Origin of the sequence: Pedobacter sp. GSP4 (assembly GCF_051857575.1) — a bacterium.
Taxonomy (GTDB): Bacteria; Bacteroidota; Bacteroidia; order Sphingobacteriales; family Sphingobacteriaceae; genus Pedobacter.
Window position 1 is genome coordinate 541504 of record NZ_JBPZIR010000004.1, and the last position, 26484, is coordinate 567987.

The 26484-nt window shown below is 39.7% G+C and carries 28 protein-coding genes; 10 read left to right on the top strand and 18 right to left on the bottom strand.

Annotated elements, in window-relative coordinates:
• Window positions 1–53 precede the first annotated feature (53 nt).
• From accC to ACS5PU_RS13215, 4 genes are all read left to right on the top strand, one after another.
• Window positions 54–1565 carry an acetyl-CoA carboxylase biotin carboxylase subunit gene (gene accC, locus ACS5PU_RS13200; protein WP_439459640.1) on the top strand — a complete coding sequence of 504 codons (1512 nt, stop codon included), beginning with the start codon at window positions 54–56 and terminating at the stop codon, window positions 1563–1565.
• A gap of 75 nt (window positions 1566–1640) precedes the next feature.
• Window positions 1641–2225, top strand: coding sequence for a riboflavin synthase (locus ACS5PU_RS13205; RefSeq protein WP_439459641.1), 585 nt, complete (start codon window positions 1641–1643; stop codon window positions 2223–2225).
• 156 nt (window positions 2226–2381) lie between these two features.
• Window positions 2382–5030 (top strand): family 78 glycoside hydrolase catalytic domain, encoded by a 2649-nt coding sequence (locus ACS5PU_RS13210; protein ID WP_439459642.1) that lies wholly within the window; start codon window positions 2382–2384, stop codon window positions 5028–5030.
• Window positions 5031–5186: 156 nt separating this feature from the next.
• On the top strand, window positions 5187–5648 hold the full coding sequence (locus ACS5PU_RS13215; protein WP_439459643.1) for a DUF4268 domain-containing protein: 462 nt from the start codon (window positions 5187–5189) through the stop codon (window positions 5646–5648).
• Here ACS5PU_RS13215 and ACS5PU_RS13220 read toward each other — a convergent pair.
• On the bottom strand, window positions 5645–6796 hold the full coding sequence (locus ACS5PU_RS13220) for a tetratricopeptide repeat protein (protein WP_439459644.1): 1152 nt from the start codon (window positions 6794–6796) through the stop codon (window positions 5645–5647). The genes ACS5PU_RS13215 and ACS5PU_RS13220 overlap by 4 nt on opposite strands.
• Before the next feature lie 130 nt (window positions 6797–6926).
• On the opposite strand from ACS5PU_RS13220, the gene ACS5PU_RS13225 reads away from it, so the two are divergent.
• Both ACS5PU_RS13225 and ACS5PU_RS13230 read left to right on the top strand, forming a co-directional pair.
• On the top strand, window positions 6927–7223 hold the full coding sequence (locus ACS5PU_RS13225) for a hypothetical protein (protein WP_439459645.1): 297 nt from the start codon (window positions 6927–6929) through the stop codon (window positions 7221–7223).
• 11 nt (window positions 7224–7234) lie between these two features.
• Window positions 7235–7825, top strand: a complete 591-nt coding sequence (locus tag ACS5PU_RS13230) for a porin family protein (protein ID WP_439459646.1) — start codon at window positions 7235–7237, stop codon at window positions 7823–7825.
• A 159-nt stretch (window positions 7826–7984) separates the two neighbouring features.
• Here ACS5PU_RS13230 and ACS5PU_RS13235 read toward each other — a convergent pair whose 3' ends face one another.
• The 6 genes from ACS5PU_RS13235 to ACS5PU_RS13260 form a co-directional block, all read right to left on the bottom strand.
• Window positions 7985–8902 carry a YihY/virulence factor BrkB family protein gene (locus ACS5PU_RS13235; RefSeq protein ID WP_439459647.1) on the bottom strand — a complete coding sequence of 306 codons (918 nt, stop codon included), beginning with the start codon at window positions 8900–8902 and terminating at the stop codon, window positions 7985–7987.
• 75 nt (window positions 8903–8977) lie between these two features.
• Entirely contained in the window at window positions 8978–9376 is a 399-nt protein-coding gene (locus ACS5PU_RS13240; protein WP_439459648.1) for an META domain-containing protein, read from the bottom strand.
• A gap of 68 nt (window positions 9377–9444) precedes the next feature.
• Window positions 9445–9657, bottom strand: a complete 213-nt coding sequence (locus tag ACS5PU_RS13245; RefSeq protein WP_439459649.1) for an alkylphosphonate utilization protein — start codon at window positions 9655–9657, stop codon at window positions 9445–9447.
• Between the two features lie 29 nt (window positions 9658–9686).
• On the bottom strand, window positions 9687–10226 hold the full coding sequence (locus tag ACS5PU_RS13250) for a GNAT family N-acetyltransferase (RefSeq protein WP_439459650.1): 540 nt from the start codon (window positions 10224–10226) through the stop codon (window positions 9687–9689).
• Between the two features lie 170 nt (window positions 10227–10396).
• The gene (locus ACS5PU_RS13255) at window positions 10397–10939 is read right to left on the bottom strand and encodes a DUF4199 domain-containing protein (RefSeq protein WP_439459651.1); all 543 of its coding nucleotides are present in this window, start codon (window positions 10937–10939) and stop codon (window positions 10397–10399) included.
• Between the two features lie 168 nt (window positions 10940–11107).
• Window positions 11108–11599 carry a response regulator transcription factor gene (locus tag ACS5PU_RS13260; RefSeq protein ID WP_439459652.1) on the bottom strand — a complete coding sequence of 164 codons (492 nt, stop codon included), beginning with the start codon at window positions 11597–11599 and terminating at the stop codon, window positions 11108–11110.
• Between the two features lie 334 nt (window positions 11600–11933).
• Between ACS5PU_RS13260 and ACS5PU_RS13265 the strand changes: the two genes are divergently transcribed.
• Complete coding sequence (locus ACS5PU_RS13265) at window positions 11934–12725, top strand: hypothetical protein (protein WP_439459653.1); 792 nt, start codon at window positions 11934–11936, stop codon at window positions 12723–12725.
• Between the two features lie 86 nt (window positions 12726–12811).
• On the opposite strand, the gene ACS5PU_RS13270 is transcribed toward ACS5PU_RS13265, so the two are convergent.
• The 6 genes from ACS5PU_RS13270 to ACS5PU_RS13295 form a co-directional block, all read right to left on the bottom strand.
• Window positions 12812–13420, bottom strand: a complete 609-nt coding sequence (locus ACS5PU_RS13270; RefSeq protein WP_439459654.1) for an alpha-ketoglutarate-dependent dioxygenase AlkB family protein — start codon at window positions 13418–13420, stop codon at window positions 12812–12814.
• A complete protein-coding gene (locus tag ACS5PU_RS13275; protein WP_439459655.1) occupies window positions 13396–13644 on the bottom strand; it encodes an Ada metal-binding domain-containing protein in 249 nt (82 codons plus the stop codon). Before ACS5PU_RS13275 ends, ACS5PU_RS13270 begins: the two co-directional genes overlap by 25 nt.
• Window positions 13641–14489: a methylated-DNA--[protein]-cysteine S-methyltransferase gene (locus tag ACS5PU_RS13280; RefSeq protein ID WP_439459656.1), complete on the bottom strand. Its 849-nt coding sequence runs from the start codon at window positions 14487–14489 to the stop codon at window positions 13641–13643. The genes ACS5PU_RS13275 and ACS5PU_RS13280 overlap by 4 nt, the downstream gene beginning before the upstream one ends.
• 67 nt (window positions 14490–14556) lie before the next feature.
• Window positions 14557–15054 carry a MepB family protein gene (locus ACS5PU_RS13285; protein ID WP_439459657.1) on the bottom strand — a complete coding sequence of 166 codons (498 nt, stop codon included), beginning with the start codon at window positions 15052–15054 and terminating at the stop codon, window positions 14557–14559.
• Window positions 15055–15067: 13 nt separating this feature from the next.
• Window positions 15068–15406: a n-acetylglutamate synthase gene (locus ACS5PU_RS13290; RefSeq protein ID WP_439459658.1), complete on the bottom strand. Its 339-nt coding sequence runs from the start codon at window positions 15404–15406 to the stop codon at window positions 15068–15070.
• Between the two features lie 92 nt (window positions 15407–15498).
• Complete coding sequence (locus tag ACS5PU_RS13295; RefSeq protein WP_439459659.1) at window positions 15499–15864, bottom strand: hypothetical protein; 366 nt, start codon at window positions 15862–15864, stop codon at window positions 15499–15501.
• Window positions 15865–16105: 241 nt separating this feature from the next.
• Here ACS5PU_RS13295 and ACS5PU_RS13300 point away from each other — a divergent pair, with 241 nt between their 5' ends.
• Window positions 16106–16453 (top strand): single-stranded DNA-binding protein, encoded by a 348-nt coding sequence (locus ACS5PU_RS13300; protein ID WP_439459660.1) that lies wholly within the window; start codon window positions 16106–16108, stop codon window positions 16451–16453.
• 54 nt (window positions 16454–16507) lie between these two features.
• Here the strand turns inward: ACS5PU_RS13300 and ACS5PU_RS13305 are convergent, their stop codons facing one another.
• The 3 genes from ACS5PU_RS13305 to ACS5PU_RS13315 form a co-directional block, all read right to left on the bottom strand.
• Complete coding sequence (locus ACS5PU_RS13305; protein WP_439459661.1) at window positions 16508–18559, bottom strand: TonB-dependent receptor; 2052 nt, start codon at window positions 18557–18559, stop codon at window positions 16508–16510.
• Window positions 18560–18641: 82 nt separating this feature from the next.
• Complete coding sequence (locus ACS5PU_RS13310) at window positions 18642–19961, bottom strand: PQQ-dependent sugar dehydrogenase (protein ID WP_439459662.1); 1320 nt, start codon at window positions 19959–19961, stop codon at window positions 18642–18644.
• Between the two features lie 360 nt (window positions 19962–20321).
• Complete coding sequence (locus tag ACS5PU_RS13315; protein ID WP_439459663.1) at window positions 20322–20894, bottom strand: hypothetical protein; 573 nt, start codon at window positions 20892–20894, stop codon at window positions 20322–20324.
• A gap of 279 nt (window positions 20895–21173) precedes the next feature.
• Here ACS5PU_RS13315 and ACS5PU_RS13320 point away from each other — a divergent pair, with 279 nt between their 5' ends.
• Window positions 21174–23393, top strand: a complete 2220-nt coding sequence (locus ACS5PU_RS13320) for an NADP-dependent isocitrate dehydrogenase (protein WP_439459664.1) — start codon at window positions 21174–21176, stop codon at window positions 23391–23393.
• A gap of 238 nt (window positions 23394–23631) precedes the next feature.
• Window positions 23632–24039: a hypothetical protein gene (locus tag ACS5PU_RS13325; protein ID WP_439459665.1), complete on the top strand. Its 408-nt coding sequence runs from the start codon at window positions 23632–23634 to the stop codon at window positions 24037–24039.
• A 90-nt stretch (window positions 24040–24129) separates the two neighbouring features.
• Here ACS5PU_RS13325 and ACS5PU_RS13330 read toward each other — a convergent pair whose 3' ends face one another.
• Both ACS5PU_RS13330 and ACS5PU_RS13335 read right to left on the bottom strand, forming a co-directional pair.
• Window positions 24130–24633, bottom strand: a complete 504-nt coding sequence (locus ACS5PU_RS13330; RefSeq protein WP_439459666.1) for a hypothetical protein — start codon at window positions 24631–24633, stop codon at window positions 24130–24132.
• 6 nt (window positions 24634–24639) lie between these two features.
• On the bottom strand, window positions 24640–26457 hold the full coding sequence (locus tag ACS5PU_RS13335; RefSeq protein ID WP_439459667.1) for a DNA polymerase III subunit gamma/tau: 1818 nt from the start codon (window positions 26455–26457) through the stop codon (window positions 24640–24642).
• Window positions 26458–26484 lie beyond the last annotated feature (27 nt).

Genomic DNA, 26484 nt, shown 5'->3' on the forward strand with positions numbered 1-26484 from the left:
CAAATAGTCAGGTAGTTCATTTACAATCTGCATACACACAAAGTCTAACCAATATGCCCAATAACTCCAAACGCCAAGTTCCAATCTCCAAACTTTTAATCGCTAACCGTGGCGAAATAGCTTTGCGCATTATGCGCTCTGCCAAAGAAATGGGCATTAAAACGGTTGCGGTTTTTTCGGAAGCCGATCGCAATGCATTGCATGTGCGCTATGCCGATGAAGCGGTTTTTATTGGTCCTGCACCTTCCAACCAAAGTTATCTGGTAGGAGAGAAAATTATCGATGCCTGTAAATTAACAGGGGCCGAAGCCATCCATCCGGGTTACGGTTTCCTATCAGAAAATGCGGGTTTTGCACAAATGGTTGCCGATGCGGGTTTAATCTTGGTTGGTCCTTCGCCACAGGCCATGGAAACCATGGGCAATAAACTATCGGCAAAAGCTGCGGCATTAAAATATAATATCCCAATGGTGCCTGGCACCGAAGAAGCTATACAGGATGTGGAACAGGCAAAGCAAAGGGCCATTGAAGTGGGCTTCCCGATTTTAATCAAGGCTGCGGCAGGTGGTGGTGGAAAAGGCATGCGCATAGTAGAGCAGGTAGCCGATTTTGAAGAGCAGATGCAGTTGGCGGTAAGCGAGGCCACCTCGGCATTTGGTGATGGGGCCGTTTTTATCGAACGTTATGTTACTTCACCAAGGCATATCGAAATTCAGGTGCTGGGCGATACGCATGGCAATATTGTGCATCTCTTTGAACGTGAATGTTCTGTGCAGCGCCGCCACCAAAAAGTGGTAGAAGAAGCTCCTTCTTCGGTTTTAACTGAAAAAATTAGGCAGCAGATGGGTAAATGTGCAGTGGATGTGGCCCGTTCGGTAAATTATACTGGAGCAGGAACTGTGGAATTTATCCTGGATGAAAACCTCGATTTCTTTTTTCTCGAAATGAATACCCGTTTGCAGGTAGAGCATCCGGTAACTGAACTGATCACAGGGATCGATCTCGTAAAAGAGCAGATTAAAATTGCTTCGGGCGAAAAATTGAGTTTTAGCCAGGAAGATTTAAAAATCAGTGGACATGCCATCGAGCTGAGGGTTTACGCGGAAGATCCGGCCAATAACTTCCTTCCGGATATCGGTGTTTTAAAAACCTACAATACCCCAAAGGGTAATGGTGTTAGGGTTGATGACGGCTTTGAACAAGGCATGGAGATCCCGATTTATTATGACCCGATGATTGCCAAACTGATAACTTACGGCAAAGATAGGGAAGAAGCTATTGAGCGCATGGTAAGGGCTATTGAAGAATATGATATTACGGGGATAGAAACTACCTTGGCTTTTGGTAAATTTGTAATGCAGCACGAGGCTTTTAAAAGCGGTAATTTTGATACGCATTTTGTAGGTAAATACTTTACACCGGAAAGTTTAAAGGTACAGGATGAAACAGAAGCACTGATTGCCGCAGTAATAGCCACCCAGATTTTCCAGAAAAAGGAGCTGAAAGTGGCAGATGTGGTTGTTAAAAATACCTCGGACTGGAGAAAGAATAGATTGAAATATTAGTACATTTTACTATTGCGTGGACCGTCATTCCCGCCTGCGCGGGAATGACGGTTCGAAGAAATAAAATAAACACCAATGTTCACAGGAATTATAGAAACCCTTGGCGAAGTTACCGCCATCAAAAACGATCATACCAACATTCATTTTACCATTTCATCGGCCATTAGCCATGAGCTGAAAATAGATCAAAGCGTTGCGCACAACGGCGTGTGTTTAACGGTTGTGGCTTTAAATGATGGTACACATACCGTTACCGCAATAGATGAAACGCTGAATAAGACCAATCTGGATGCACTAAAAGTTGGCAGTAAAGTAAACTTGGAGCGCTGCATGCAGATGAATGCCCGTTTGGACGGACACATTGTGCAGGGGCATGTAGATCAAACCGCGGTATGTATTAAACGCGAAGAGTTGGACGGAAGCTGGGAATACCGCTTTAAATACGATGCTTCTGCCGGAAATGTAACTGTAGAAAAGGGTTCGGCCTGTGTTAACGGGATTAGTTTAACGGTTGTAAATTCTGCTACTGATGAATTTTCGGTATTTATTATCCCTTATACTTTCGAACACACCAATCTCCAGGAAGTAAATGTTGGCGATACTGTAAACTTAGAGTTCGATATTATCGGAAAATACGTAGCCCGCTTAATGAATAAATAGTTGGTTTATTTTCTTTTTAAGTTGTTGTTGTTGAATTGTTTATGTGGTTTTTAGCGTTGTTGTAACGCTTAATTTTTCATGACAGTGCAGGATAGTTGAGCGGATAATATTGCTGATTATTACTGTGAAACACAAAAAACCTAACACTAACCACTTATGAACAAGATCTTCCGCATGCCGGGCGCAGTAATTACCCTAGCGCTGTTGTTTTCTTTTTTTACCAATAGCTATGCGCAAAAAATCTCGGTAAAAGATTTAACTGTTGAGCATTTAGTAAATCCTTTTAGTATAGATAATCCCAAACCAAGGTTTAGTTGGAAACTGGTTTCTGATGCAAAAAATACCAAGCAGAACAGTTACGAAATCAGGTTGGGCACCACAGCCAATATCAATAAAGTTGTGTGGAAAGCGGCAGTAAATAAGGATCAATCGGTACTGGTTACTTACGATGGCCCTCAACTAGCGTCGAAAACCAAATACTACTGGCAGGTAAGGATAAAAGATAACCATGGTAACCGCTCGGCATGGTCGCCGGTGCAATATTTTCAAACTGGTTTAAAACCTGAAGATTGGTCGGCAAAGTGGATTGCTGTTGAAGGGAAAGATACCTCAATGGCAAGTCCATTGTTTAGAAAGGAATTTAACCTTAAAAAAGAAGTACGTTCGGCAACAGCTTATATTACGGCAAAAGGATTGTATGAGGCTGCCATAAACGGCAAGCGCATCAGTCGGTCTTATTTCGCTCCAGGCTGGACCAGTTATAAAAACCACATTCAATATCAGGTTTATCAACTGGATAAATCGTTAAAAAAAGGAGCCAATGCCATTGGTGTTGCACTTGGCGATGGCTGGTATAAAGGGCGTATCGGTTTTAGCAACCAGAAACACTTTTATGGCGATACGCGGGCATTGTTGTTGCAGCTTGAAATTGTATATACCGATGGCACCCAAGAAACCATTACAACCGATAACAGCTGGAAAACAGCTTATGGCCCAATATTGGCATCGAACATTTATGATGGTGAAAACTATGATGCCAGATTAGAAATTAAAGGTTGGAACAATAGTGGTTTTAAGGAAACAGCTTCGTGGAAACCCGTACAGCTATTGCCTAATGGCCCTGAAAAACTGGTGGGCATGAGCGGTCCGCAGGTAACCAAGCACGAAGAATTTAAAGCTTTAAAAATATTTAAAACACCTTTGGGAGAAACTGTTGTAGATTTTGGCCAAAACCTGGTGGGCTGGGTAATGCTTAAGGCAAAAGGACCTGCAGGTACTAAAATTACGATCAGCCATGCAGAAGTGTTAACCAAAGAGGGGAATTTTTATACCACCAACCTGCGTACAGCCAAGCAGCAGAATAATTATACCTTAAAGGGAGGCGAGGAACAGACTTTTGAGCCTCATTTCTCTTTCCAGGGTTTTAGGTACGTAAAAATAGACGGTTACCCTGGCGAACTCAAATTGGCCGATTTAACTGCAGTTGCCGTGTATTCGGATATGAACACCACCGGTAAATTTACCACTTCGAATGCACTTTTAAACCAGTTGCAGCACAACATTGCCTGGGGCCAGCGTGGTAACTTTGTAGATGTGCCAACGGATTGTCCGCAAAGGGATGAGCGTTTGGGCTGGACCGGTGATGCACAGGCATTTGCTTTAACAGCTGCCTACAACATGGATGTATCGGGCTTTTTTACCAAATGGTTAAAAGATGTATCGGCCGATCAGCTTCCGAACGGAAGTGTGCCTTTTGTAGTGCCCAATGTGTTAAACAGTAACGATGCAGGCTCTGCGGGCTGGGCCGATGTGGCTACCATTATTCCCTGGGATATGTACATCTCTTATGGCGATAAGGGGATATTGGAAGCGCAGTATGACAGCATGAAAAAATGGGTCGATTATATTTCATCTGTATCAAAAAACAACCTATGGAATACAGGCTTTCACTTTGGCGACTGGTTGTTTTACCGCCCCAACGATGATAATGATGGGCGTGCAGCCGTTACCGATAAATACATGATTGCACAAACATTTTATGCACATTCTACACAATTGCTGATTAATGCCGCAAAGGTTCTGGGTAAAACCGACGATGTGGCCAAATACAGCGATCTGTTGGAGAAAATAAAATCGGCCTACATTAAAGAAAACATGACCCCGAGCGGTAAACTGATTTCGAACACGCAAACAGCTTACGTATTGGCCCTACAGTTTGATATGCTGCCCGAAAATTTACGCGCACAGGCCGCTCAACGGCTTGTAGATAATGTGAGGGATTACGGTAACCACCTTACCACAGGCTTTTTGGGTACACCTTACCTTTGCCATGTTTTGAGCCGTTTTGGGCACGAAAATGTAGCTTACGATTTATTGATGCAAGAAAGTTATCCATCATGGTTATATCCGGTTAAAAGAGGGGCCACTACCATTTGGGAGCGTTGGGATGGAATTAAACAGGATGGTTCTTTCCAAACAGCCGATATGAATTCTTTTAATCACTATGCCTACGGTGCCATTGGCGATTGGATGTACAAAAATATTTCGGGCATTAACCCTACAACCGAGCAGCCAGGTTACAAAGCATTTGTAATTGCACCTAAACCGGGCGGTAATTTAAGCAGCGCATCGGCAGAGCTCGAAACTGTTTATGGTACCATAAAGTCGTCATGGACAATTGCTGACGGTATTTTTAAACTGGATGTAACCGTTCCGGCAAATTCGACGGCTACGGTAATTTTGCCAAAAACGGATAAAAAAGAAGAAATAGGCTCTGGAAGCTACCATTTTGAATATAAATATTAATCGCTTATAATTGCAGCATCACTAAAAAACTGTATTAACAATTTGTCATCCTGAGCTTGTCGAAGGACCAGTAAATGCATTAACAGGCGTTTCGACAGGCTCAACGTGACAGATATCAGATTGCGATACAGTTTCAACCAAATGCCCCAAAAATAAATGTACAGTAAAGAAGAATCAGCCAGGTTACGCCAACAGTTTTGGATCAGTTTTGGGCAATACATGAAACCTGTACCCTCAGCCAGTGGTTCGACCGTAAACTGGACCAACTATAAAACCGGGGTTAAAAACATCTTCTTTAAAATGGATGTGGATAAGAAAAAGGCCTTTGTCGCCATTCAGCTTTCGCATCCCGATCCCGATATCAGGCACCTTATATTTGAGCAGTTTGAAGAATTTAAGCTCATGTTTACCAATACCTTAAACGAAGAATGGGACTGGATCAAAGATGCAACCGATGATTTTGGCAAAACGGTTTCCTTAATTTCCATCAGCATTGGTGGGGTTAGCATATTTAACCAGCAGCATTGGCCAGAGCTAATTTCCTTTTTTAAGCCAAGGATAATCGCCCTCGATGAATTTTGGGACAATGTAAAACCTGTTTTCGAAAACCTGGTTTAATCGGCCAGGTTGAGCTGCGCAATTCTATCTTTCGTAAATTTAATTTCTTCCTTATCTCCAGTTGTACTCGGCTTACTTTTTAAATAGAGGTTATAATATTTCAGGGCATTGCCCGATTGTTTTAACTTGGTATCGTAAAATACAGCCATCCGGTAATACAGTGCCGGAACAATTTTAAACTGGAGTCCCTTTTTATAGGCTGCGTTAGCGAGTGTTAACTGGTTGTTTTCTTCGTAAACCAATCCCAATAAGGCATAGTAGCTGGCGGTATTGGATGAAATGGCTTCATCTATCGTTTTTTTGGTGTATGCTGCAGCCTGTGGATAATTTTTCAAGGCCCGATAACTCAGCGAAGTATAGTATAAGGTTGCTTCATTCTGCATCGCGGCGGCTTCCAAAAGCTTAAAAAGATTAATAGCCTGCTGGTATTTTTTGGCGTAATAGTAAGCTTTGGCTACATCTTTTATCACACCTGCATCGGCAGCATCTTTTAATAACTTTTCGCCTGAGGCAATTACTTCAGTATATTTTTTTAGCTGGTTGGCTATGGGGAGTTTTGCCCGCTGTAGGATCAGGTTATCGCTATCGCCCTTAATAGCTATATCGAGCACATTGTAAGCTTTTTCATATTGTTGATACTTGCTATGTACTTCTGCCAGATCGGTAGCTACATCACCCTCCAAAGGATTAATTTTATTGGCTTTTAACAGGTAGATCATTTTTATCGAATCATTAGGCGTACTGTACAGGTTGGCCAGCAGCTTGTATACATTAAAGTTATTGCTATCTATTTTTACCACTTCGGCGTAGTACTGTTTTGCCTTTGCCGTGTTGCCCCTTTTGGTATTGATGTTGCCCAGACTAAAAAGAATAGGCAGGTTTTGTGGCTGCAGGGTATAGGCCTTGGCATAATATTTTTCGGCTTCAGCGTTGTTGCCGGCCATTAAAAAACAGTAGCCCATTTGGCTGAGTGTTTTAAAATCGTTTACCTCTTCTCCATAAATATTTTTAAGGTATTGCGCGGCATCTGCAAAACGCTGTGTTTGATAAAAATCGAACAGCTTTTCTTTATCAACAGCGGCAGTACTCTGACTGTATGCTATTAAACCAAAACCCAATAAAAATAAAGACAGTGCTAGCTTTTTCATGATCCGTAATTTTAAACTAATTTATTAGTTGTTTTTGATAATTCCAAATCAGCTGGCAAAGCATTATAAATTAAAAACAAAATAACAGGTAGAGGCGTTATACAAATAGTTTAACTAAAAATAAGAACCTATGAATACTTTAAAGAAATTTGAATTAATGGAAAAGATTGTGCGTGAATTGGAAGATCTACAAAATTCTCAGCAGGCACTTATTCAAAAAATTGCTAAAATAGAGGTCGATAACATAGAACTGGGTGATAGCCGTTTGGAAAAAGATTTACCTGATGTTCATCAAAATTTAGCAGATAACTTAGATACTATTTCAGGAATTTTAGATTACTTTGCAGGTAAAACACAAAATTTTGGTGATAAAAACAATGTTGATGCTTTGAAAGAACAAGAAGCCATTAACAATGCCACCAGCTAAAAACTTAAAACATGAAATTTTTATCTTTAACCCTCGCCTTTCTGCTTGTTGGCTTATTTGCCAGTGCACAGGTATTACCATCTTTCCAGCTTGGCATTAAGGCTGGTGCAAATTTTTCGAAATTTGATAGCGAAAACACTTTCAGCAGCGATAACCGCGCAGGCTTTTACGGTGGCCTTTGGGCCAGAGTAGGTGCTGCAGGCGTTTATTTCCAACCGGAACTTTATGTTTCAGGAAAAAAGGCTGATTTGGTTAGTGAGAGTACAGGAGAGGTGAATAAGGTACGTTTTACGAGTTTGGATGTGCCTTTATTGGTGGGTACCAAATTTGGTGCAGCTGGTATTGGTGTACGTTTAAATACAGGACCGATGTTTTCGTTGATATTGGATGAAAATCAAAACTTTGGCCAGGCAGCAGGGAATGTGTTTAGGGCCGATTTTAAAAATCAGGCTTTGGCATGGCAGTTTGGTGCAGGTTTAGACCTGAAAAAACTGAGTTTCGATGCCCGTTACGAACTTGGTTTATCCAAAATCAATAAAGCCGGTTATCCTGGTACTAAGCTAAACTTATTTACAGTTGGTTTAGGTTACAGGATTTTATAAAATTAAATCTAATTTTTTCCAAAAATCGTCATCTCGATCCGATAGCTATCCGATCTGGATGACGATTTTTTATGTTGTGGTGTTGCTTCCTGTCTGTGCTGTCGGATGTTTCCAGCTAACTTAAGCCAATACTAACAATAAGCTCTAATTGATTAAGCCCTATTTTTCCAGTTCAACTTCTGTAAGCTCGTAAGCAAACGATCCATTTTTTGGTACAATCGGCGTTGCCCTTCCAACACTTAGTGCTTTGATAAACGATGCGCCAAAGTAAAATATCAATGAAGAATAAAATACAAATAGCATAATTACGATAATGGAACCGGCCGAACCATAAATATTGCTGATATTGCTTAAGGGCAATAAAATTCTTAAAATGTATTTCCCTACGGTGAAAAGGCATCCGGTTAATAATCCGCCAGAAATTGCCGCGCGCCAAGTAGGGCGCCCGTTGGTTAAATACCTGAACAATAGGGTAAACCAGGTGGTTACAATCACAACAAAAACAATCTGGTTAATTATCGAGGTTAAAATGAGCCCAAATGATGGTGAACCACTTTTTAAATAAGCACCAATGTAAGCCTGTACGCTATCGGCCAATAAGCCTATAAAAAACAATATTCCGGCCAATAGGATGATGGTAACTGAAATAGCCCTCGATTGAAGTGTGTAAATAATCCCTTTTTTATCTTTCTGACCGATGTTCCATATCTGTTCTAAAGAATTTTTAATGACATTAAAAAGGGTGGTGGCTACAAAAAGGAAAAATATAAAACTAAAAAGGGTAACATACCAGGCCTGATCTATCCCACGGATGTTCCTTAAAGTGGTTCTAATCTGTACAATACTATCGTTATCCAGAATATTGGATAAGCGTTCAAACAAACGGGTTACAAATAACCTCCTATCGGTAAACATGCCGAAAAGCCTGATGAGGATAATCAGGATTGGCGGCAGGGCAAAATTGGTGAAAAAAGCGGTAGCTCCGGCCAATCGTAAGGGGTCATTCTGCTGAAATAAATTAAATGCTTTTCTTACGGTAGAGAAAAAAAACTTCAGATCTTCTTTTATCGATGGCATCGCTCCTGCGTTAAACTAAAAAGCCCGAAAATAGTAAAAATACTTCGTTCAGGCCTTTTCATAAATGTAAAGATTCTAATTGGTTTTAGTGAAAACCAGTAATGTTTTATCGCCATTTAAAAGATACAGTTTATTATCAGCCAGTTTCGCACCGTTAACCTGATTTAGGGCATGTAAATACGAACGCTCTGCCGCATCTGTTTCCTGGCAGAACATCCTGGTGCCGAAAACATCTTTTACACTTATTTTATTGTCGGCAATTTCTGCACGGCCGCCGTAGTTGTTACAGAAAGATTTTCCGCTTATTTTAAGGCTATCGGCGAAGTTTAAGGTAGCTTTTGCCGATTGGGGCAGGCTTAAACCTGGCAGTTCGGTTAATTCCCATTTGGTATTGGTAAAACTCGCCGGATCTAATTTTTCTTTACAGGATGCAAATAGTAAGATCATCAGTCCGCATACAATAAAATTTTTCATAATAAAAGGTTTTATGGTTCCTTTTTACCATCAAAAACTAAACCATAAAACGCCGTGTAGAAATTTCGCTAGTTTTTCTTTTTCAGGAATTCTGTTTTCAGCACGATAACTGTTCCATTAACCTTGCCTTCAATCGCTTTGGGATCGTTGGTTAAGCGGATGTTTTTTACCGCTGTGCCCTGCTTTATATCAGCGGCCATACCTTTAACCTTTAAGGTTTTAATTACCGTAACCGAATCGCCTTCGCTTAAAATATTGCCGTTGCTATCTTTAAATTCCATATCATTGCTCTTTGCGGCGAAATTAGAATTTATAATCGGATAATTGCAGATTGTTTTTCAATACGCATCCAATGGTGTTTAATGCCCTGGTAATCGAACACCGAAATCCGCTTTAGCCCGGTTTTTTCCAATACGTGGATCGATCCCAGGTTATTTACATCGGCTATTCCAATAATTTCATTGAGCTGCAATATGTTAAAGCCATAATCTCTTGCGGCAATAGCCGTTTCAGTAGCATAGCCCTTTCCCCAATATCTTTTGCTAAACCTATAGCCCAGATCGTAATAATTACTGTGGTTGTTATGGGTTTCTTTAATCAATTTTAATCCAGACCAGCCCACAAAATTACCGGTTTCTTTCTCTATAACCGCCCAGCGGCCAATTCCATTTTCGCGGTATTGCGTGTGTATAAATTCAATATCGGCTTCACTCTGTGCGATCGATTTTACCGGTTTGTTGCCCAGGTAAAGGTGAACTTCAGGATCGCTGTCCATTTCAAACATTCCTGGGGCATCTGTAGCCAGCAGCGCTCTTAAAATCAAGCGCTTGGTTTCGGCGTAAATCTTCATCAATAGTTACTAAAAAAGCGTTAAGGTGAAGCTAATTTATAAAATCTATTTAATTCCTTATTGATCAGATATGGTTCCAATTAATAAATATTCTTTGGCTGCTTTTGGTTTTTTAAGAAAAATCTTCCTGAAAATGAATGCTTCAGGAAGATTTGAACTTGGCAGTTACATTAGGCAACTTGTGCAGTTAACGGGTCTTTGGCTTTCCTTTTTAAAATAAGAGCTGCAACCAAAGAGATAATCAAACCTACCGGTAAAATTTCCAGGTAGGTAAAAAGCACCACCATAATGGGGTTTTTATAAAGCTCTTGGTTAACGGCAAGTTCTTTGGCCTGTTTCGCAATTTCGGCTGCTGATGCGCCTCCTGCTTTTGCTTCTCTCAGTGCCTGAGCCACGTATCTGTCCATAAAATCGGGCATAAAGAAATAGTAATCAATCAGCCAGGTAATAACATAAAGGGTAGAAGCGATTAAGCTGATCAGTAAGCCTATTCTAAAGGCCTTGCCAAAGGTTATCGATCCATTATTATATTTATCCCGGTAGTTTACAATGCCTACAAAAATAAAAGAGAAAGCCAAAACCATGGAGGCATAGCCTATCAGCATGCTGTGCTCAAGGTTTGGGTCGCTATAGCACCTAGCCATAGAAAGCACCATTAAGATTGATACGATTAAACCAGCAATTAATCCGAATACAATTACGTTCTTTTTCATCTGTTTGTTTTTTAATAAGCCATCATAATCTCTTTTTAGCCCTCGAGAAGTATTGATGCCTTTGTGGTTTTTTATAAAGTTTACCTTACAAAATTGTGCTGAATATTGTTGTAAAGCCTCATACTTTAGGGTGATTTTTTAGATTCAGCCTATTTTCATGCTAAAGTATTAAGGAATAAGGTTGAGTCGTTTAGCAGTCTCTATGGCCTGTGTTCTACGTTTTACATCCAGTTTTTCAAATAATCGGGCGTTGTGTGTTTTGATGGTATTGAGTGAAACAAATAACCGTGAGGCAATTTCTTGATTGCTCAATCCTGCCGAAAGCAGTTGCAAAACTTCTAATTCTCTTTTACTGATGTTTCGCTCGGATAAGGCTTTTTCGTTAAGGATAAAGCTTTCTGGTTTTTCTGCAAAAACTTTCTTTTCAATGAGTATGGTTTTGGGTTTTGTTAATTTAAGGGCCAACCAAATGCCCAAACCTGTAAAAATAACAGCTATTGAGCCTGCGTAAATTTCGAAAGCATGGTTAATAATGATGAAGCGGAGTTCGAGCCATTTCAATAAAAAAAGCAGTGCAGCAAGAAAAACCCCATAAAGAATGATGCTTTTGTTTTTAGTTAGAAAATTTGGAGCGCTTGCCATGGGTTCTGCTTTAGTCAAAAATAAGGAATTTTGTTTTAAATGGTTGCGGGCTTTTTTAGCGCAATTTCGCGGAGAGAGAAACGCAAAGATCGCAGCCTTTGTGCATTTTACGATTTATTTACCACAAATTGCACGGACAGCTCCAAGCTGGGCTCACTTCTTTTTCTTGGCGCTTTCCTTTGTTTACTCTGCGGAAAAAAAACGGCAGTTGCTTAGCTTGCCATGTTGTTCAAACTGCTCATACTTTTAGGTCACCACAAATTTTATTCAATTGCAGTAATTTTATGGTGACTTTAATAAATTAAAAGCCAGAAAGATTATAAATTAGCGGAAAAAATAAATAGCTATTCTCATGAAAATTACGCTTTACGCATTCATTATTTCTATCGTACTGTTTGGCTGTGGCTCAAGTTCGGAAAAGACTTACAAAGCCAGACCTATTGCTGCCAACGAAGATTTTAACGTTTTTCCTAAATCGAAAAAAGAGATCCTTACCATTGTTAAAACAGATTCGGGTGCATTGGCTTATGCCGACCGTTTTGCCATCAACTATAAAGATACAACCATTACTATCGATGATGTACCTAAACCTGCTGCTAAAAAATTTTTGAGTGCTTCTTTTATCAATACACAAAAAACTGCCGTATTGGTTCAGGTATCGGATGGAAGTGGTAAAAAAGCTCCTTTTTACATCATTTACTTAAACGATGGTAAAACCGAAGTGGTTAGCTTAAATAAAGCATCAAAAGGTGCCGAAGATAAAAAATATACAAACGGCCTTGAAGAGTTAACCCGTACCAGTATTTTGATAAATAATGATTATTTTATCAATACGGTTAATTCAAAGGTGTATCCGGTTAAAAGACAAAAAGAGGATGAACGTATTCAGGGTAAGTTTTTTATGTACTCGAGTGATAAAACAACACTTGTGTTTTTAACGGCAAATTCGCTATACCAAACCAATGTGGCCAATGGCGAAACCTTTACACTGCCTTTGCCAGCATCATTAACCAGCCAACCTGAAACCCTGGTAAGCAATATTCAACGCGATTATACCTGGGTGCCAAGTGCAAACGGTACACCGTTTTTAAAGAAAAATGCTGATGATGACCGCATTGTTGATATAAAAGAGTTTAAACATTAACAGTATCTAACCCATTTAAAAAGCCACTACATTTATTCGTAGTGGCTTTTTTGCATTTTACCTGCCAGGTTTTGTAATGCATCGGCTTAAACAACCATTGTTCGGAAAGTGAGGTTTACCCTTGGCCTATTTACCTTTTTAGTAGGCGGGAGGCGGTGTAACCAATTGGTCTGCGTTTCATCTTTCATTACCAGTAAACTTCCATGTTCTAATAATAAGGTTACTGTTTCTTTAGTTTGCTTATGCTTAAAAAGGAACCGCCGCTCGGCACCAAAGCTTAACGATGCAATGGCCGAATCTTTTGCCAAAGCCTTTTCGTCATCACTATGGTAAGCCATTCCCTCGTCGCCGTTGTGGTATAAATTTAGCAGGCACGAATTAAAGCTCGTACCTGTTTGCACCTCTGCCACGTTTTTTAAATCAATTAGTGCTTTAGTCCAGGGTAGGGCCAGTTTTGATTTGTTTGAATACGTATAAGAATAAGCTTCATCGCCATACCAGGCTACTTTTCGCTTGGTAATAATGTGCTTTCCCATAATAAAAGCCTCGTCGTTTTTCCATTCAATGGTATCCATCAGCACATCGAAATAATGATTAGCTGCTAAGGGAGAAAATAACTTTCCATAATAATTTACTGTTCCACCATAAGGCAGCAGGTTTTGGTTAATATCTATTTCTGAGTTGAATAAATCCATTGTTTATATTCTTTTTTTAAGCAATGCCCGCATGGGCGGTAACCATATTGAATTGCCTCCTTTGCTGAACTGAAAAATACGCGGTTTTGTTTTTTCATGCGTTTTCCTGATTTGCAGTTCAACAGGCCATAAATTTTTAATCTGGCGTTTCCGCCGAAACAAATTTCATCATTTCTGAAAAGCTTTTTAAATGTTGTTACCGAAATGTCAGTATGCCTGATCATGGTATGATCGGATTGGCCTTCGCAGCTTCCCAACCAATAATCGCTGTTTTTCGGTTTACTCCCCAGTGGTATCCGCCTAAAGCACCGCTCGATTGTATTACCCGGTGGCACGGGATCAGAAAAGCGACTGGGTTATCGCCTATGGCTGTGCCAACTGCTCTTGAGGCATTTGGATTTTGCAGCTGTTTGGCTATGTTTCCGTAAGTGGCCAGCTTTCCCATTGGGATTTTTAACAGGGCTTCCCAAACCTTTAACTGAAAATCTGTTCCTTTAAGGTGCAGTTTAATCTGGTGTAGTTTGCTCCAATCGTGACTAAATATGTATAACGCGTTCTGTTGTTCTTTATCCAGTATCTGCTGGTATTGGGCAGATGGAAATTTGTGCATAAGATCGGCCAATGCTTTACTTTCCACCTCGTAGAAAGCGATATGACAAATCCCTTTTGGGGTACTGGCTACAAGAATATTTCCGAACGGACTTTCAGCGAAACTATAATTGATATGGAGGTTTTCTCCGCCATTTTTATATTCACCTGGTGTCATCCCTTCAATGTTCACAAAAAGATCATGCAGTCTTCCTGTGCCCGAAAGGCCTGTTTCTAAAGCTGTAGCGAATAAACTCTGGTTTTCCTTTAATAATTCTTTCGCGTAGCCGATGCTGATATACTGTAAGAAACGTTTTGGTGTGGTACCCGCCCATTCGCTAAACAACCTTTGAAAGTGGAAAGGGCTTAAATTGACCTTTTCGGCAATTTCCTCTAAATTGGGCTGCCTTTTAAAATTAGCTTGTATATAGTTAATGGCTTCGGCTATCCTATTAAAATTAATTTCCTCTTGTGGTTTCATGGTCTGAAAAATTGATATCCAAAAGTAGTTTGAAAACAGGGGCTAAACTACCCGAAACTTGCTAAGTTTAGAGGTTTGAAGTATTGGAAGCCTCTGAAGAAAAAAACTCTATTTGCCATTGCTGTGTTTTTGCGGCCTGTTTATTTGCTGCAATGGTCCAAGGAGGGTAAACACGGATACCTCTTTTACCTTCTACTCCATTGTTAGTGATAATTTTATGCTGTGCGAGTATTGCTTTAGGGAAAATGAACTGCCCAAAGTGTTTATCGGTTTCTGATGAAATAATCAGGAGATCAAAATCGTCGAGATCATCAAATGGAATGGTAATGCCAAGATTGTTTCTTTTCCAGATGGTAACAAACTGCCCAGTTTTTTTGGGTGTAATTTTAGAAAGCCGGTGCATAATTTTGAGGTGGTTGAGCTGAAAAGTACAGGCATTATATTCCTGACTCTCACTTTCTGTTTGGTAATTGCTGATTTTGTATCCCAATGGCTGATAAATTAACTTCGATGCGGTTACTAAAACTTCAGGCAATTGGTTAAGCAATGTTTCTTTTTCTAACATAATGTTGTTCAACCTATTGCTCTTCGATAATCGATTCACCTTTTGATCTGTCTCCTGATGTCCACTCCCAGGTTTCATGAAGTCTGATTTTACCACTGGCCAGGCGTTCTGGTTTAGAATGGCATATCCCCGTCATTAATTCTCCCTGTCGGTTGACCTGATGATAGCGCATTTCAATATTGCCATTTTCATCTACAAGGCCTATTAAATGGCCAAATCTGATCTTTCCGCCGCTATATTCAGCACTAAGCAAATTTCCATGCTGTTTATAGGTGAAAACAGTTTCATCTGTAGTTTCTCCGTTTTCAGTGTTGCTAATTGGTCTGAAAACTTTATTGTTGTAGTTTATCATCGGGTGATAAAGCTAGCAATCTCCATTGTGAATAAAAAATAGGATCGATTTAAAACAGTCAATCGATCAATAATCCCTGTTAAATTCACCAATTAAGATAACCACAAACTCTCCTCCCTTTTTACCAATAGAAAGCGTTCATTATCTAAAATTAAATACCCGTATTCATAGCAGAAAATGTAGGCGTTCCCGTTTTGGGTTTTGTAGGTGTAGGTATGGTATTCAAAATTGAAACCGGCTGCAATCAACTTTTTGCGACTAACTTTAGCTTTTCCTGAAGGATTTAAGCTGGCCAATATAGCACGGTTCTTTTTTAAGATACCATTTATCCTTTTAAGTATAAGGTTATCTTCAATCTTTAAGCGATTGTTGTAGTTGTTGCGGCAAGAATCATCGCAAAATTTTTTATCGGCTCTCCCTTTTACTGAGTTTCCGCAATCAAGACATAAACGGTCCATAATAATTTTTAGTTTTTTTATTATGGGATGATGCCCTAAAGTATAAAAATTAATTTGTGGAAGAAAAAAATTAATGCGTTTTATTGGCAATAAAGGTTGATTATCCGGTATTAAACGTTTATAAACGACTATAAATATTTATTAACCGAATAATTTTTGCTTCTGATCGCAATTTTGTTCTGTCGGTTATCGAGGTGATGGCTGGTCGTTAAAGAATTAGAAACTTATAAATTAGAAGATCATGGAAAATGTAATTAACAAAGTTGTATTAAGTGGATTTGCAGGTACTGATGTAGACGTTAAATCATTTGGTAATCAAAAATTGGCAAAAGTTAACCTCGCCGTACATGAATCCTACAGGAATAGTGTAGGAGAGGACATTAAAAAAACGAATTGGTTTACTTTAATTTTCTGGAATGCGAAAGCAGACATTGCTGAATCGCAAGTTAAGAAAGGTGCAAAACTGTCAATTGAAGGGCGTTTACAATCGGGCAGTTACGAAGCGAAAAGTGGAGGCAAACGTTCCTTTACCGAGATTGTAGTGAACGAATTACTTGTAAAAGAAACTGCTGCAGCAACGGCATTTTAGTGATGACCCAATAGCATCATGCATTCATCTGCATGATGCTATTTTTATAGTTTACTATAATTTTATGGATAAACCGGTGTAAAAATTGATACCTGCTGCAGGATTGAAATACCGCCCATTAGCAGCGTTTAAATCATTGCCTAGGCTATAATTGGCATTAAGTAAGTTGTTTACTCCAGCAAATAGTTCTACGTGGGTTTTGCTTAAGCGCAGGTTGCGTATGCCAGCTTTAGCTTCAACAAGGTGATATCTTTTTGCGAAAACCGTATTTGCATCATTTAGCGGAATACCAGAAGTATAATTGTGCTGAACAAACAGGTAGAATTCTTTTTTGAAGTTAAACTCCAAGCTGTTTACTAAAATATGCTCCGGAACGCCGGTAAGTTTATTGCCGCTATAAGAAGAAGTGCCACTTACAAAATTTTCAAACCTGAATTGGCTTAAGGTATAGTTGCTTCTAAGCTGTAAACCTGTTAAAAAAACAGTGCTGTTTCTGATGAGCCAAAGAGAAGCTTCTAGTTCAATGCCCTCCTGTTTGGTTCCACCAGCATTGATAAAGTATTCTGTATCATTTTGGTTTAACCTCCGCACAATGGCATCCTTTAAATTATACCTGAATATAGTCCCATTAGCATAAAAACGATTATTGGCTGATTGGTAACGAAGACCCAATTCATAATTCCAGCCCAACTCCGCCTGCAGGTTATTGTTGATGTTATTATCTGACGACCTTACTTCGGCAATTGTTGGCGGTGAATAACCTTTACTAACAGAAGCCCGGGCTGAGAGGTTTGATGTAATAAGATAGGAGATAGCCGCTTTCGGCATAAACTGGGTATTAAATCTACGTTTTTTTGAATCAGTTACTATGGGGAAATAACTTTGATAATTGTAACTGAAGAAATTCAAGCTCGAAGCGATTTCGACAAGGAATTTGTTATTGATATCAAAGTTTAACTTCAGGTAGGCAAAATCCTGATTGGCTTTTAACCGATCTGAGGCCTGCATCGTGGTAGCTTCCCCTGCATTGTTGTTGAAATTTTTGATCTGGCTTTTTGTTGCAGCACTTTCTACTCCAAGCTGTGCATTGAATTTAAAATCTTCTTTTACTTCATCGTAAGCTAAAAAGGTTCTTAATCCCAATGTGCTTTCGTAGCGCTGCTCGTAATTGGTAATAAATGGATTCTTGAAATCAGTGTAAGTTGTAAATAACGCCAAAACGTGTTTCAGGTGCTTATTGATCTGATAGGCATTGGATAAACCCGCAAAAATTGTTTTGTTGTAAATGGCAGCCTGTTGTGCTATGGCGCCAGGCAAGGTTGGGGTTGCAGGCCTCGCGAGTTTAGGGTCTTGTTCCAGTTGAGTGGCGGTGAGTCCACCAGGGGTTTTGTAACTGAGATCGCTATAAAAAATAAAGGCTTTTAAGGTGCCTGCTGGAGCATAGTTCCATTGGTGCATGGTTTGGAAATATTTCCTGTCCATGGCGCTGTTTTGCCTAAAACCGCTACTTTTTTGATAACCTTCACTAAAGCTGAAGCTGTAGTTTTTAAATTGGTGTTTGACTGCGGCCGTTTGATGAAACAATCCATACGAACCAGCTTGGGCAGAAGCATTGATTTCGTTTAAGTTTATTACTATTGGGTTGATCAGTATCGCACCACCTGTGTTGGCTCCAAATATGCTGGCTTCAGGCCCTTTGTAAATTTCCAGGTTGCCAACTGCTGCTACATCAAGCGCATTCAAATAGGTATTGCCACCAGCATCGGTTAAAGGGAAATCATCAACATAAATTTTAATGTTCCTGATCCCAAAAGGCGAGCGGAGCAGGCTACCACGTAGCGATAAGCGGTAACTTCCTGGAGAACGCTCTTCCATTCTAACCCCGGGTACTGTATTTAAGGTGCTCACCAACGAGTTGCTTTGTTGGTTTCTAATTAAACTGCTATCCACCAAACTTACCGAGGATACTGACCTGAGCAATGGCTGTTTGTTATAATAGCCTTTCACCGTTACTTCATTTAACCGCTTGGTCGAATCTGTTTTAATGGTTTGCGCTAAGCTGATAAATGAAACGAAGGTTAATAGTAGGGTAAGGTTTGCTTTCAAAGGAGGTCGGGATTGAATGGTTAGCCACAGATTAATCGGCTAAATTTAAGCATATCCGATAAATCTATGGCTATTTTACAAACTATTTCGCAGTTACCCGCCAAACAATGCCGCTAACATCATCCGCTACCAGTAAGGCACCGTCTGGGGTTAATGTTACACCAACCGGACGGCCATAAACCTCGGCCTTTTCTGTATCAGCTACAAAACCGGTTAAAAAATCTTCAAGTTTTCCTGTTGGCTTTCCGTCTTTAAAAGGTACAAAAGCAACTTTATAACCCGAAATTGTTGAGCGGTTCCACGATCCGTGCTGACCAATAAATGCACCTCCCTGATATTTTGCCGGGAATTTTGTTCCCTTGTAAAAAGCTAGGCCTAAAGAAGCTGTATGTGCACCAACTGCAACATCTGGGGCAATTGCTTTTTTAACCATTTCAGGATTTTTACCTTTTAAACGTGGATCTTCGTTTTGTCCATAATAAGAGTAGGGCCAGCCATAAAAAGCGCCCGGTTTTACGCTTGTAATATAATCGGGAACAAGATCATCGCCTAATCCATCGCGCTCATTAACTGCCGTCCACAATACATTGGTTGATGGTGCCCAGTCTATCCCAACGGGATTGCGTAAACCGCTGGCATAAATTTTTTCGCCCGTTCCATCGGGGTTTATTTCGAGTATGTTTGCTCTGCGTACCTCATTTTCCATACCATTTTCACCAACATTACTTCCCGATCCAATGGTGATGTAAATTTTGCTTTTATTAGTATTGCTGATTAGGTTTCTGGTCCAGTGGTTGTTATAACCTCCAGCGGGCAGACTTAAAATCTTTTTACCTGTAGCGGTTATTTTGGTGTCGCCGGTTTTATATGGGTACTGCCAAAGTCCATCGGTGTTGGCCACATAAAATGAATTTCCGATAATCAACATGCCGAATGGCTGGTTCAACCCGTTTAAGAATGTGGTTACGGTTTCGGGCCTGCCATCTTTATTTTCATCACGGTATAGCAGAATGGTGTTAGCGCTTTTACCCGGTACTTCTGATTTTGCCTTGCCGGTTACTGCATTCGCCACAGCCTCTACTGTGCTCCGCTCCGAATTGGAAAGGGCTACCAATACATCTCCATTTGGCGCGATGTAGGTATTGCGGGGGCTTTTAATATTCGAAGCAAATTTGCTTACTACGAATCCTTCGGGTGCAATAGGCGTTTTTCCTTCTGGCCAGCCAATAACCTTACTAAATTTGCTTTTGGCTGCATTGGTATCTGGGGCAGGTAAATCAATTGCTCCAGTTTTGGTAATTACTGTCGAATCTTCTGTTTGCTTTTGCTGATTTGAATTAGACTGGCAGCCAAAAAGAACTGCCGAAGCCATTATTGCCGTATAAAAGAACTTATTTTTCATCTTAATAATTTTGATCTGTGGGATTTCAAAAATATAACATCGAAATGTTGAAGATGTTTTTAGATAAGCAACAATTGCCACAACCAGAAATAAAAAAAAGGAAAGCACGGTTAAGTGCCTTCCTTTAAGAGCGTAATATGGTTTGCCTTTAATAGGTAATATGTTCTGGCAGCATTTGTAAAATGCTATATGCAGCTTTTAACATGCATTTTAAATATAAAAAAAACGCATGCCTGAACATTTCGAATAATCGATATAAGGTTGATAATCATTAGTCAAAACTAAATTACAGCTTTGTAACGAAGCATTTAGTTAAATAAGTGTTAAATTTTTTAATGCGCCGATTATTGTCCTTTCGATCTATTTTACTAAATTTTCCTGGAGTTTTTTTTCAATCTGATTGGCATTTAGCAAGAGTGCCGAAAACTGGGCATCTGATTTTACCAACAGGAATTTTCCGGTAGGGAGTATAATGGCCGAAGTACCGCAAGTGGTAATTTCTTTGAAGAGGAGTTTTTTAAGAAAACCAGAATCCGTTTCTATTTCCAGTCCTTTTGATTTAATCTGGCTGAAATTATTGCCGGTTTGGCGGTACTGGTATATGGCGACTTTTGGTCTTGCCTCTGCTTTTTCCAGGATATTTTTTTGGAAAGTCCACCTTACATTATTTAAAAATTCTGCATTTTGATACGTTAAATCATTCCAACAGCCATCGTTATTGAAATCGTATTTAATAATGATGGTATCCTTTAAAGCAACCCTTTGGTTTTCTTTTAGGTATAGATGAAGCGAATCGACCTGTGCATCGGTTAATGAGCCGGCCTGGTAGCGCTTTTCTTCATCAATATAGAGCTTTGGCGAACAACTGTAAATTGCGATTGAAAGAACAGATAGGATAAATAAAGGTGCCTTGAACAGTCTAATTTTTTTCATTTGTGTGAGTGTTAATCTAAAATTGATCCGCATGATTTATAAGCAAGCAGAAATGTTGATAGCTTAAATTTATCACTAAAACATTTAGCGTTGACTATCTCCTCAAATTTTTACAATATCGATTATTTTTTTCGACCTTTTAACATCAACACCATAAATAACATTACAATGTTCCTTAATTCATCCGATTATTTTATCTTTAGGCGATTTTAAAAGATCGGTTTTGAAACCTTAAAACCGGTCTGATATTTAACCTTAATAAGCAAAATCAATATAAACATGTCAAATACATCAAAAATTATCTACACCAAAACCGATGAGGCGCCAATGTTGGCTACTTACTCACTTTTACCTATTGTACAAGCTTTTACCGCATCAGCAGGTATTGATGTAGAAACCAGAGATATTTCTTTAGCAGGAAGAATTTTGGCAAACTTTCCTGAGTATTTAAAAGACGACCAAAAAATTGGTGATGCTTTAGCAGAGCTTGGTGCCTTGGCAACCACTCCAGAAGCAAACATCATTAAATTACCGAATATTTCTGCCTCAATTCCACAATTGGTGGGCGCAATTACTGAGCTTCAAGCGCAGGGTTTTGCCATTCCAAACTATCCGGATAATGCGCAGAGCGAAGAAGAAAAAGCAATTAAAGCTAAATATGCAAAAGTTTTAGGTTCGGCGGTAAATCCGGTTTTACGTGAAGGTAACTCTGATCGTAGAGCACCCAAAGCCGTTAAAAACTATGCAAAACAAAACCCGCATTCAATGGGTAAATGGTCTTCAGATTCTAAAACCAGGGTTGCGAGCATGACGGAGGGCGATTTTTACGGTTCTGAAAAATCTACAACTGTTGCCGAAGCCAGCCAGTTTAAAATAGAATTTGTGGCTGCAGATGGTAGCGTAACTGAATTAAAAGGTTTATCGCCTTTAAAAGCAGGCGAAGTAATTGATAGTTCTGCATTAAGTTTATCGGCTTTAAAAACTTTTGTAGCAAAAGAAATTGCTGAAGCTAAGGCTGAAGGTGTTTTATTATCGGCGCATTTAAAAGCAACGATGATGAAAGTTTCTGATCCGATTATTTTTGGTGCAATTGTAGAAGTTTATTTTGCGGATGTGTTTGCCAAATATGCTGATCTTTTTAAAGAACTGAATATCGACACCAGAAATGGTTTGGGCGACATTTATGCTAAAATAGCCGGAAATGCTAAACAGGCAGAAGTTGAAGCGGCTTTGGCCCAGGCTATTGCCGATGGACCAGCTTTGGCTATGGTGAATTCTGATAAAGGAATTACCAACCTGCATGTTCCTTCGGATGTGATTGTTGATGCTTCGATGCCAGCAATGATCCGTACTTCTGGGCAGATGTGGAACAAAGAAGGTAAGGCACAGGATACGATTGCTTTAATCCCTGACCGTTCTTACGCTGGTGTTTACACTGCAACTATTGATGATTGTAAAGCTCATGGTGCTTTTGATGTAACTACAATTGGTTCGGTACCAAATGTGGGTTTAATGGCTCAAAAAGCTGAAGAATATGGTTCTCACGATAAAACTTTCCAAGCAGCAGCGCCGGGAACAATCCGCGTTACTGATGCTGAAGGAAAAGTATTTTTCGATCAGAAAGTAGAAAAAGGCGATATTTTCCGCATGTGCCAAACGAAAGATGCCCCAATTCAGGATTGGGTAAAATTGGCTGTAAACAGATCACGTTTATCGGAAACCCCTGCGGTTTTCTGGTTGGATGAAAATAGGGCGCACGACAGGGAAATTATTGCTAAAGTAAATACCTATTTAAAAGACCACGATACTACTGGTTTGGATATCCGCATCTTGGCACCAATTGAAGCTACTAAATTTACTTTGGAGCGTATCCGTAAAGGTTTAGATACCATTTCGGTTACAGGTAACGTACTGCGTGATTATTTAACAGATTTATTCCCGATTTTAGAACTGGGTACATCTGCAAAAATGTTATCTATTGTTCCTTTAATGAATGGTGGTGGTTTATTTGAAACAGGTGCTGGTGGTTCTGCTCCAAAACACATCGAACAATTTATCGAAGAAGGTTATCTGCGTTGGGATTCATTGGGTGAGTTTTTGGCACTTCAAGCTTCTTTAGAGCATTTATCGCAAACCCAAAATAATGCGAAAGCACAGGTATTGGCCGATGCACTTGATGAGGCAAATGCTAAATTCCTGGCAACGGATAAATCTCCTGGTAGAAAACTGGGAACAATTGATAACCGTGGTTCTCATTTCTATTTGGCTTTATATTGGGCTGAGGCTTTAGCTGCACAAACTAATGATGCTGATCTGCAGGCTAGGTTTGCACCGTTGGCTAAAACATTATTGGAGAATGAAGCAAAAATTAACGAAGAGTTGATCGGATCTCAGGGTAAACCGCAAAATATCGGTGGCTACTACAATCCTAATGATGATTTGGCAAGCCAGGCAATGCGTCCGAGCGGAACATTAAATACAGCTTTAGCTTCTTTGTAAGCTTATTGAGTTGTCAAAATTTATATATCAGCGTCCCAATGTAAATTGGGGCGCTTTTCTTATGCCTAATTCCGCGGTCTGTATCCCTACAGACCGAAATAAAGAAATTTACCGGCAATTTACCCGCGGCCCTTGCACAGCTTAAGGGCAGGCCCAAATAAAAAGATTCTATACTTACAGAAAAACCTTATCAGCATCCTTTTGTTATATTTATATAAAATTAAAGGAGACCCATACCATGGCAATTAACGAAAATAAAGGATCGCAGGATAAAATACATAGTACCACAGAAAATAGCGAAATCAATAAAGAGAACCTCTCTTATGATGAAAATAAGCAGAGTTACGAACTTGATGTTAAAGGTATTGATAAAGATTACGATCACCCAATGGGTTACCAGACTGTTGCTGCCGGTGCAAAGGATGATGATTCTACCTACGATGAGGCAAACCCCTATGTTGGTGATGAGTACGCCCGCGATGAAGATATTGCCAACGATGAACTAGAAGAATTAGGCATGCATGTAGATAATGGAGAAAGCGTTAAACTGAGCCCTGAAGATGAAATTCTGGCCCGTACGCCCGAAGATAACCGCGATGATTTAGACGAAGAAGGTTATCCGATTAATGATACGCCCCAAAAATAGTCAAGAGATCACCGTCGGGAAGATGGTTATTTGACGAAACAATCATAAATGGAAAAGCAGGGTTATTTACGATGGCCCTGCTTTTTTTTATCATGCTTTTTTGAGTTTTTCTAGCTCTGCTTGCCAGATATTTCTGTCGGTTACAACGAATTTTTCCGTTTCGCCATTACTCAGCAATATTTTTAAACCATTTGGCAAAAGGCCGAGTGTATTGTAAAAAGATAAGGCTTCAATTTCGCTTAAATAGATGCTAAAGGCGTGGTTTTGAATGTTAAAGCCATGCGATTTAAACGTTAACCTATCTGTTAACAGGTATAGTTTACCGCCAACGGCCTCTGCATTTTTGAAATGGTTTGCGGCTCCCGAATGAATAACCCCTTCCTGATCTTCCTCTGCAAGCGAAGTTTGTTGCTTAACCTTTTTTGAATTTAAGAAGAGGTATATCAATATCCAGAAAATTACACCTGCAATTGGTGCGGCAATAAAAGCGTACGCAATGCCTGAGGTAAATGCCTGTATGGTTCCAAAAATGAGGGTAAAGATTAAAGCGCCGATGGCTGTGTTTTTAAAAGTAGATTTTTGATCAGTACGCATTAATTTTTATGGATTAATATCTAAATTAAACCTTCTGCGCAACTCATCCAGTTTCGGATTTTTATTAACCAGGTAATCGTACTTTTCGCGGTTACCGTAAAGCCTGTTTTCTATTTTACGCTCCATTAATTTGTAGGTAACCAATATGCCGAAATTGCGGAGCTCGTTCCGTAAGTAGTTTAACAACTCAACAGATTCTTGCTGAATAAGGTGTTCCTGCGTTTTGCTTTCTACAGAGATTTCTATTAATTCGGGCTTTAAAAGTACCGGGGCAAAATTATTCAGGATGGTAAAGAGGTTAATCTTATCGGCTGCTTTAAGAATCTGGACATAGTTGCTCCACACCTCCAACAAACGGTCGTAACTAAATACTTCCCGTGCTTCGCCAGTAACGGTTTTCGGCTTGCCATCATCTTCGCCATCTGCTACACGTTCCAGATCGTTTAACGATGGAATTAAGGTACTGGCAGGATTTGCTTTTGGAATGCTGATGCTGATTGATGTTGCCGTAGGAATACTGGTTGTTCGTGGTGTTTCCTTGGGCTTATCTACCGGATTATTGGGGATAACCGGCGTTTTAGCAGCAGGAGCAGTGTTTTCACTTTCAGTTTTCGGCTGTAAGCTTTCGGCTTGTACCGCTTTTTCAGCTACGACATTAGTTTTTTTTTTATCCTGATCTGAGTCAGTTGCTGTTTGATTAGGGCTTAAAGGCTGTTGGGCTAAATTGACGACCGACCGGATGTGGCACATTTTGATCAGTGCCAATTCTACCTGTAAACGCTGGTTTTTAGAGTTTTTATAATTCAGATCGCAGGTATTGGCCAAATTTAAAGCCGTTAAAAGAAACGATAATTCTGTTTGCCTGCATTGATCTAAATATTTTTGTTTAATGTTTTCGCTAACCTCAAGCAGTTTAATGGTTGCTGCATCTTTACCCACCAATAAATTGCGGAAGTGGGTAGCTAAACCATTAATAAAGTTGTTGCCATCAAAACCGTTGTTCAAAATTTCATCAAACAAGAGTAGTGTCTGGCTAACTTCGGCTGCGGTTAAATAGCCGGTAAGTTTAAAAAAGTAATCGTAATCTAAAATATTTAAGTTATCGATTACAGCTTTATAGGTAATGTTCTTGTTGGCATAACTGGCAATTTGATCGAACATCGATAAAGCATCGCGTAAACCTCCATCTGCTTTTTGGGCAATAATGTGCAATCCATCACTTTCAAAAGCAATGTTCTCGCGCTGCGCAATGGTTGATAAGTGGTTGGCAATATCTTCTACCTGGATACGGTTGAAATCAAAAATCTGGCAACGTGATAAAATGGTTGGCAAAATTTTATGTTTCTCGGTAGTGGCCAATATAAAAATAGCATAAGAAGGTGGTTCTTCCAGTGTTTTCAGAAAGGCATTGAATGCACTTTGAGATAACATGTGAACCTCATCAATGATATAAATTTTATATTTTCCGGCTTGTGGCGGTATGCGTACCTGTTCAATTAAACTACGGATATCATCAACAGAGTTGTTTGAAGCCGCATCCAATTCGTGAACATTAAAAGAATGACCGTTTTGGAAAGATTGGCAATTGTCGCAGGTTCCACAGGCTTCCATTTCTGCTGTAGGATTGGTACAGTTAATGGTTTTGGCAAGAATACGTGCACAAGTGGTTTTACCTACCCCACGTGGCCCGCAAAATAAAAATGCCTGGGCAAGCTGATTGTTTTTGATGGCGTTTTTTAGCGTGCCGGTAATATGCTGCTGACCAACTACGGTTTCGAACGTAGCTGGGCGGTATTTACGGGCAGAAACAATAAAATTTTCCATCGGCACGAAAATAGGAATTTTTTACGG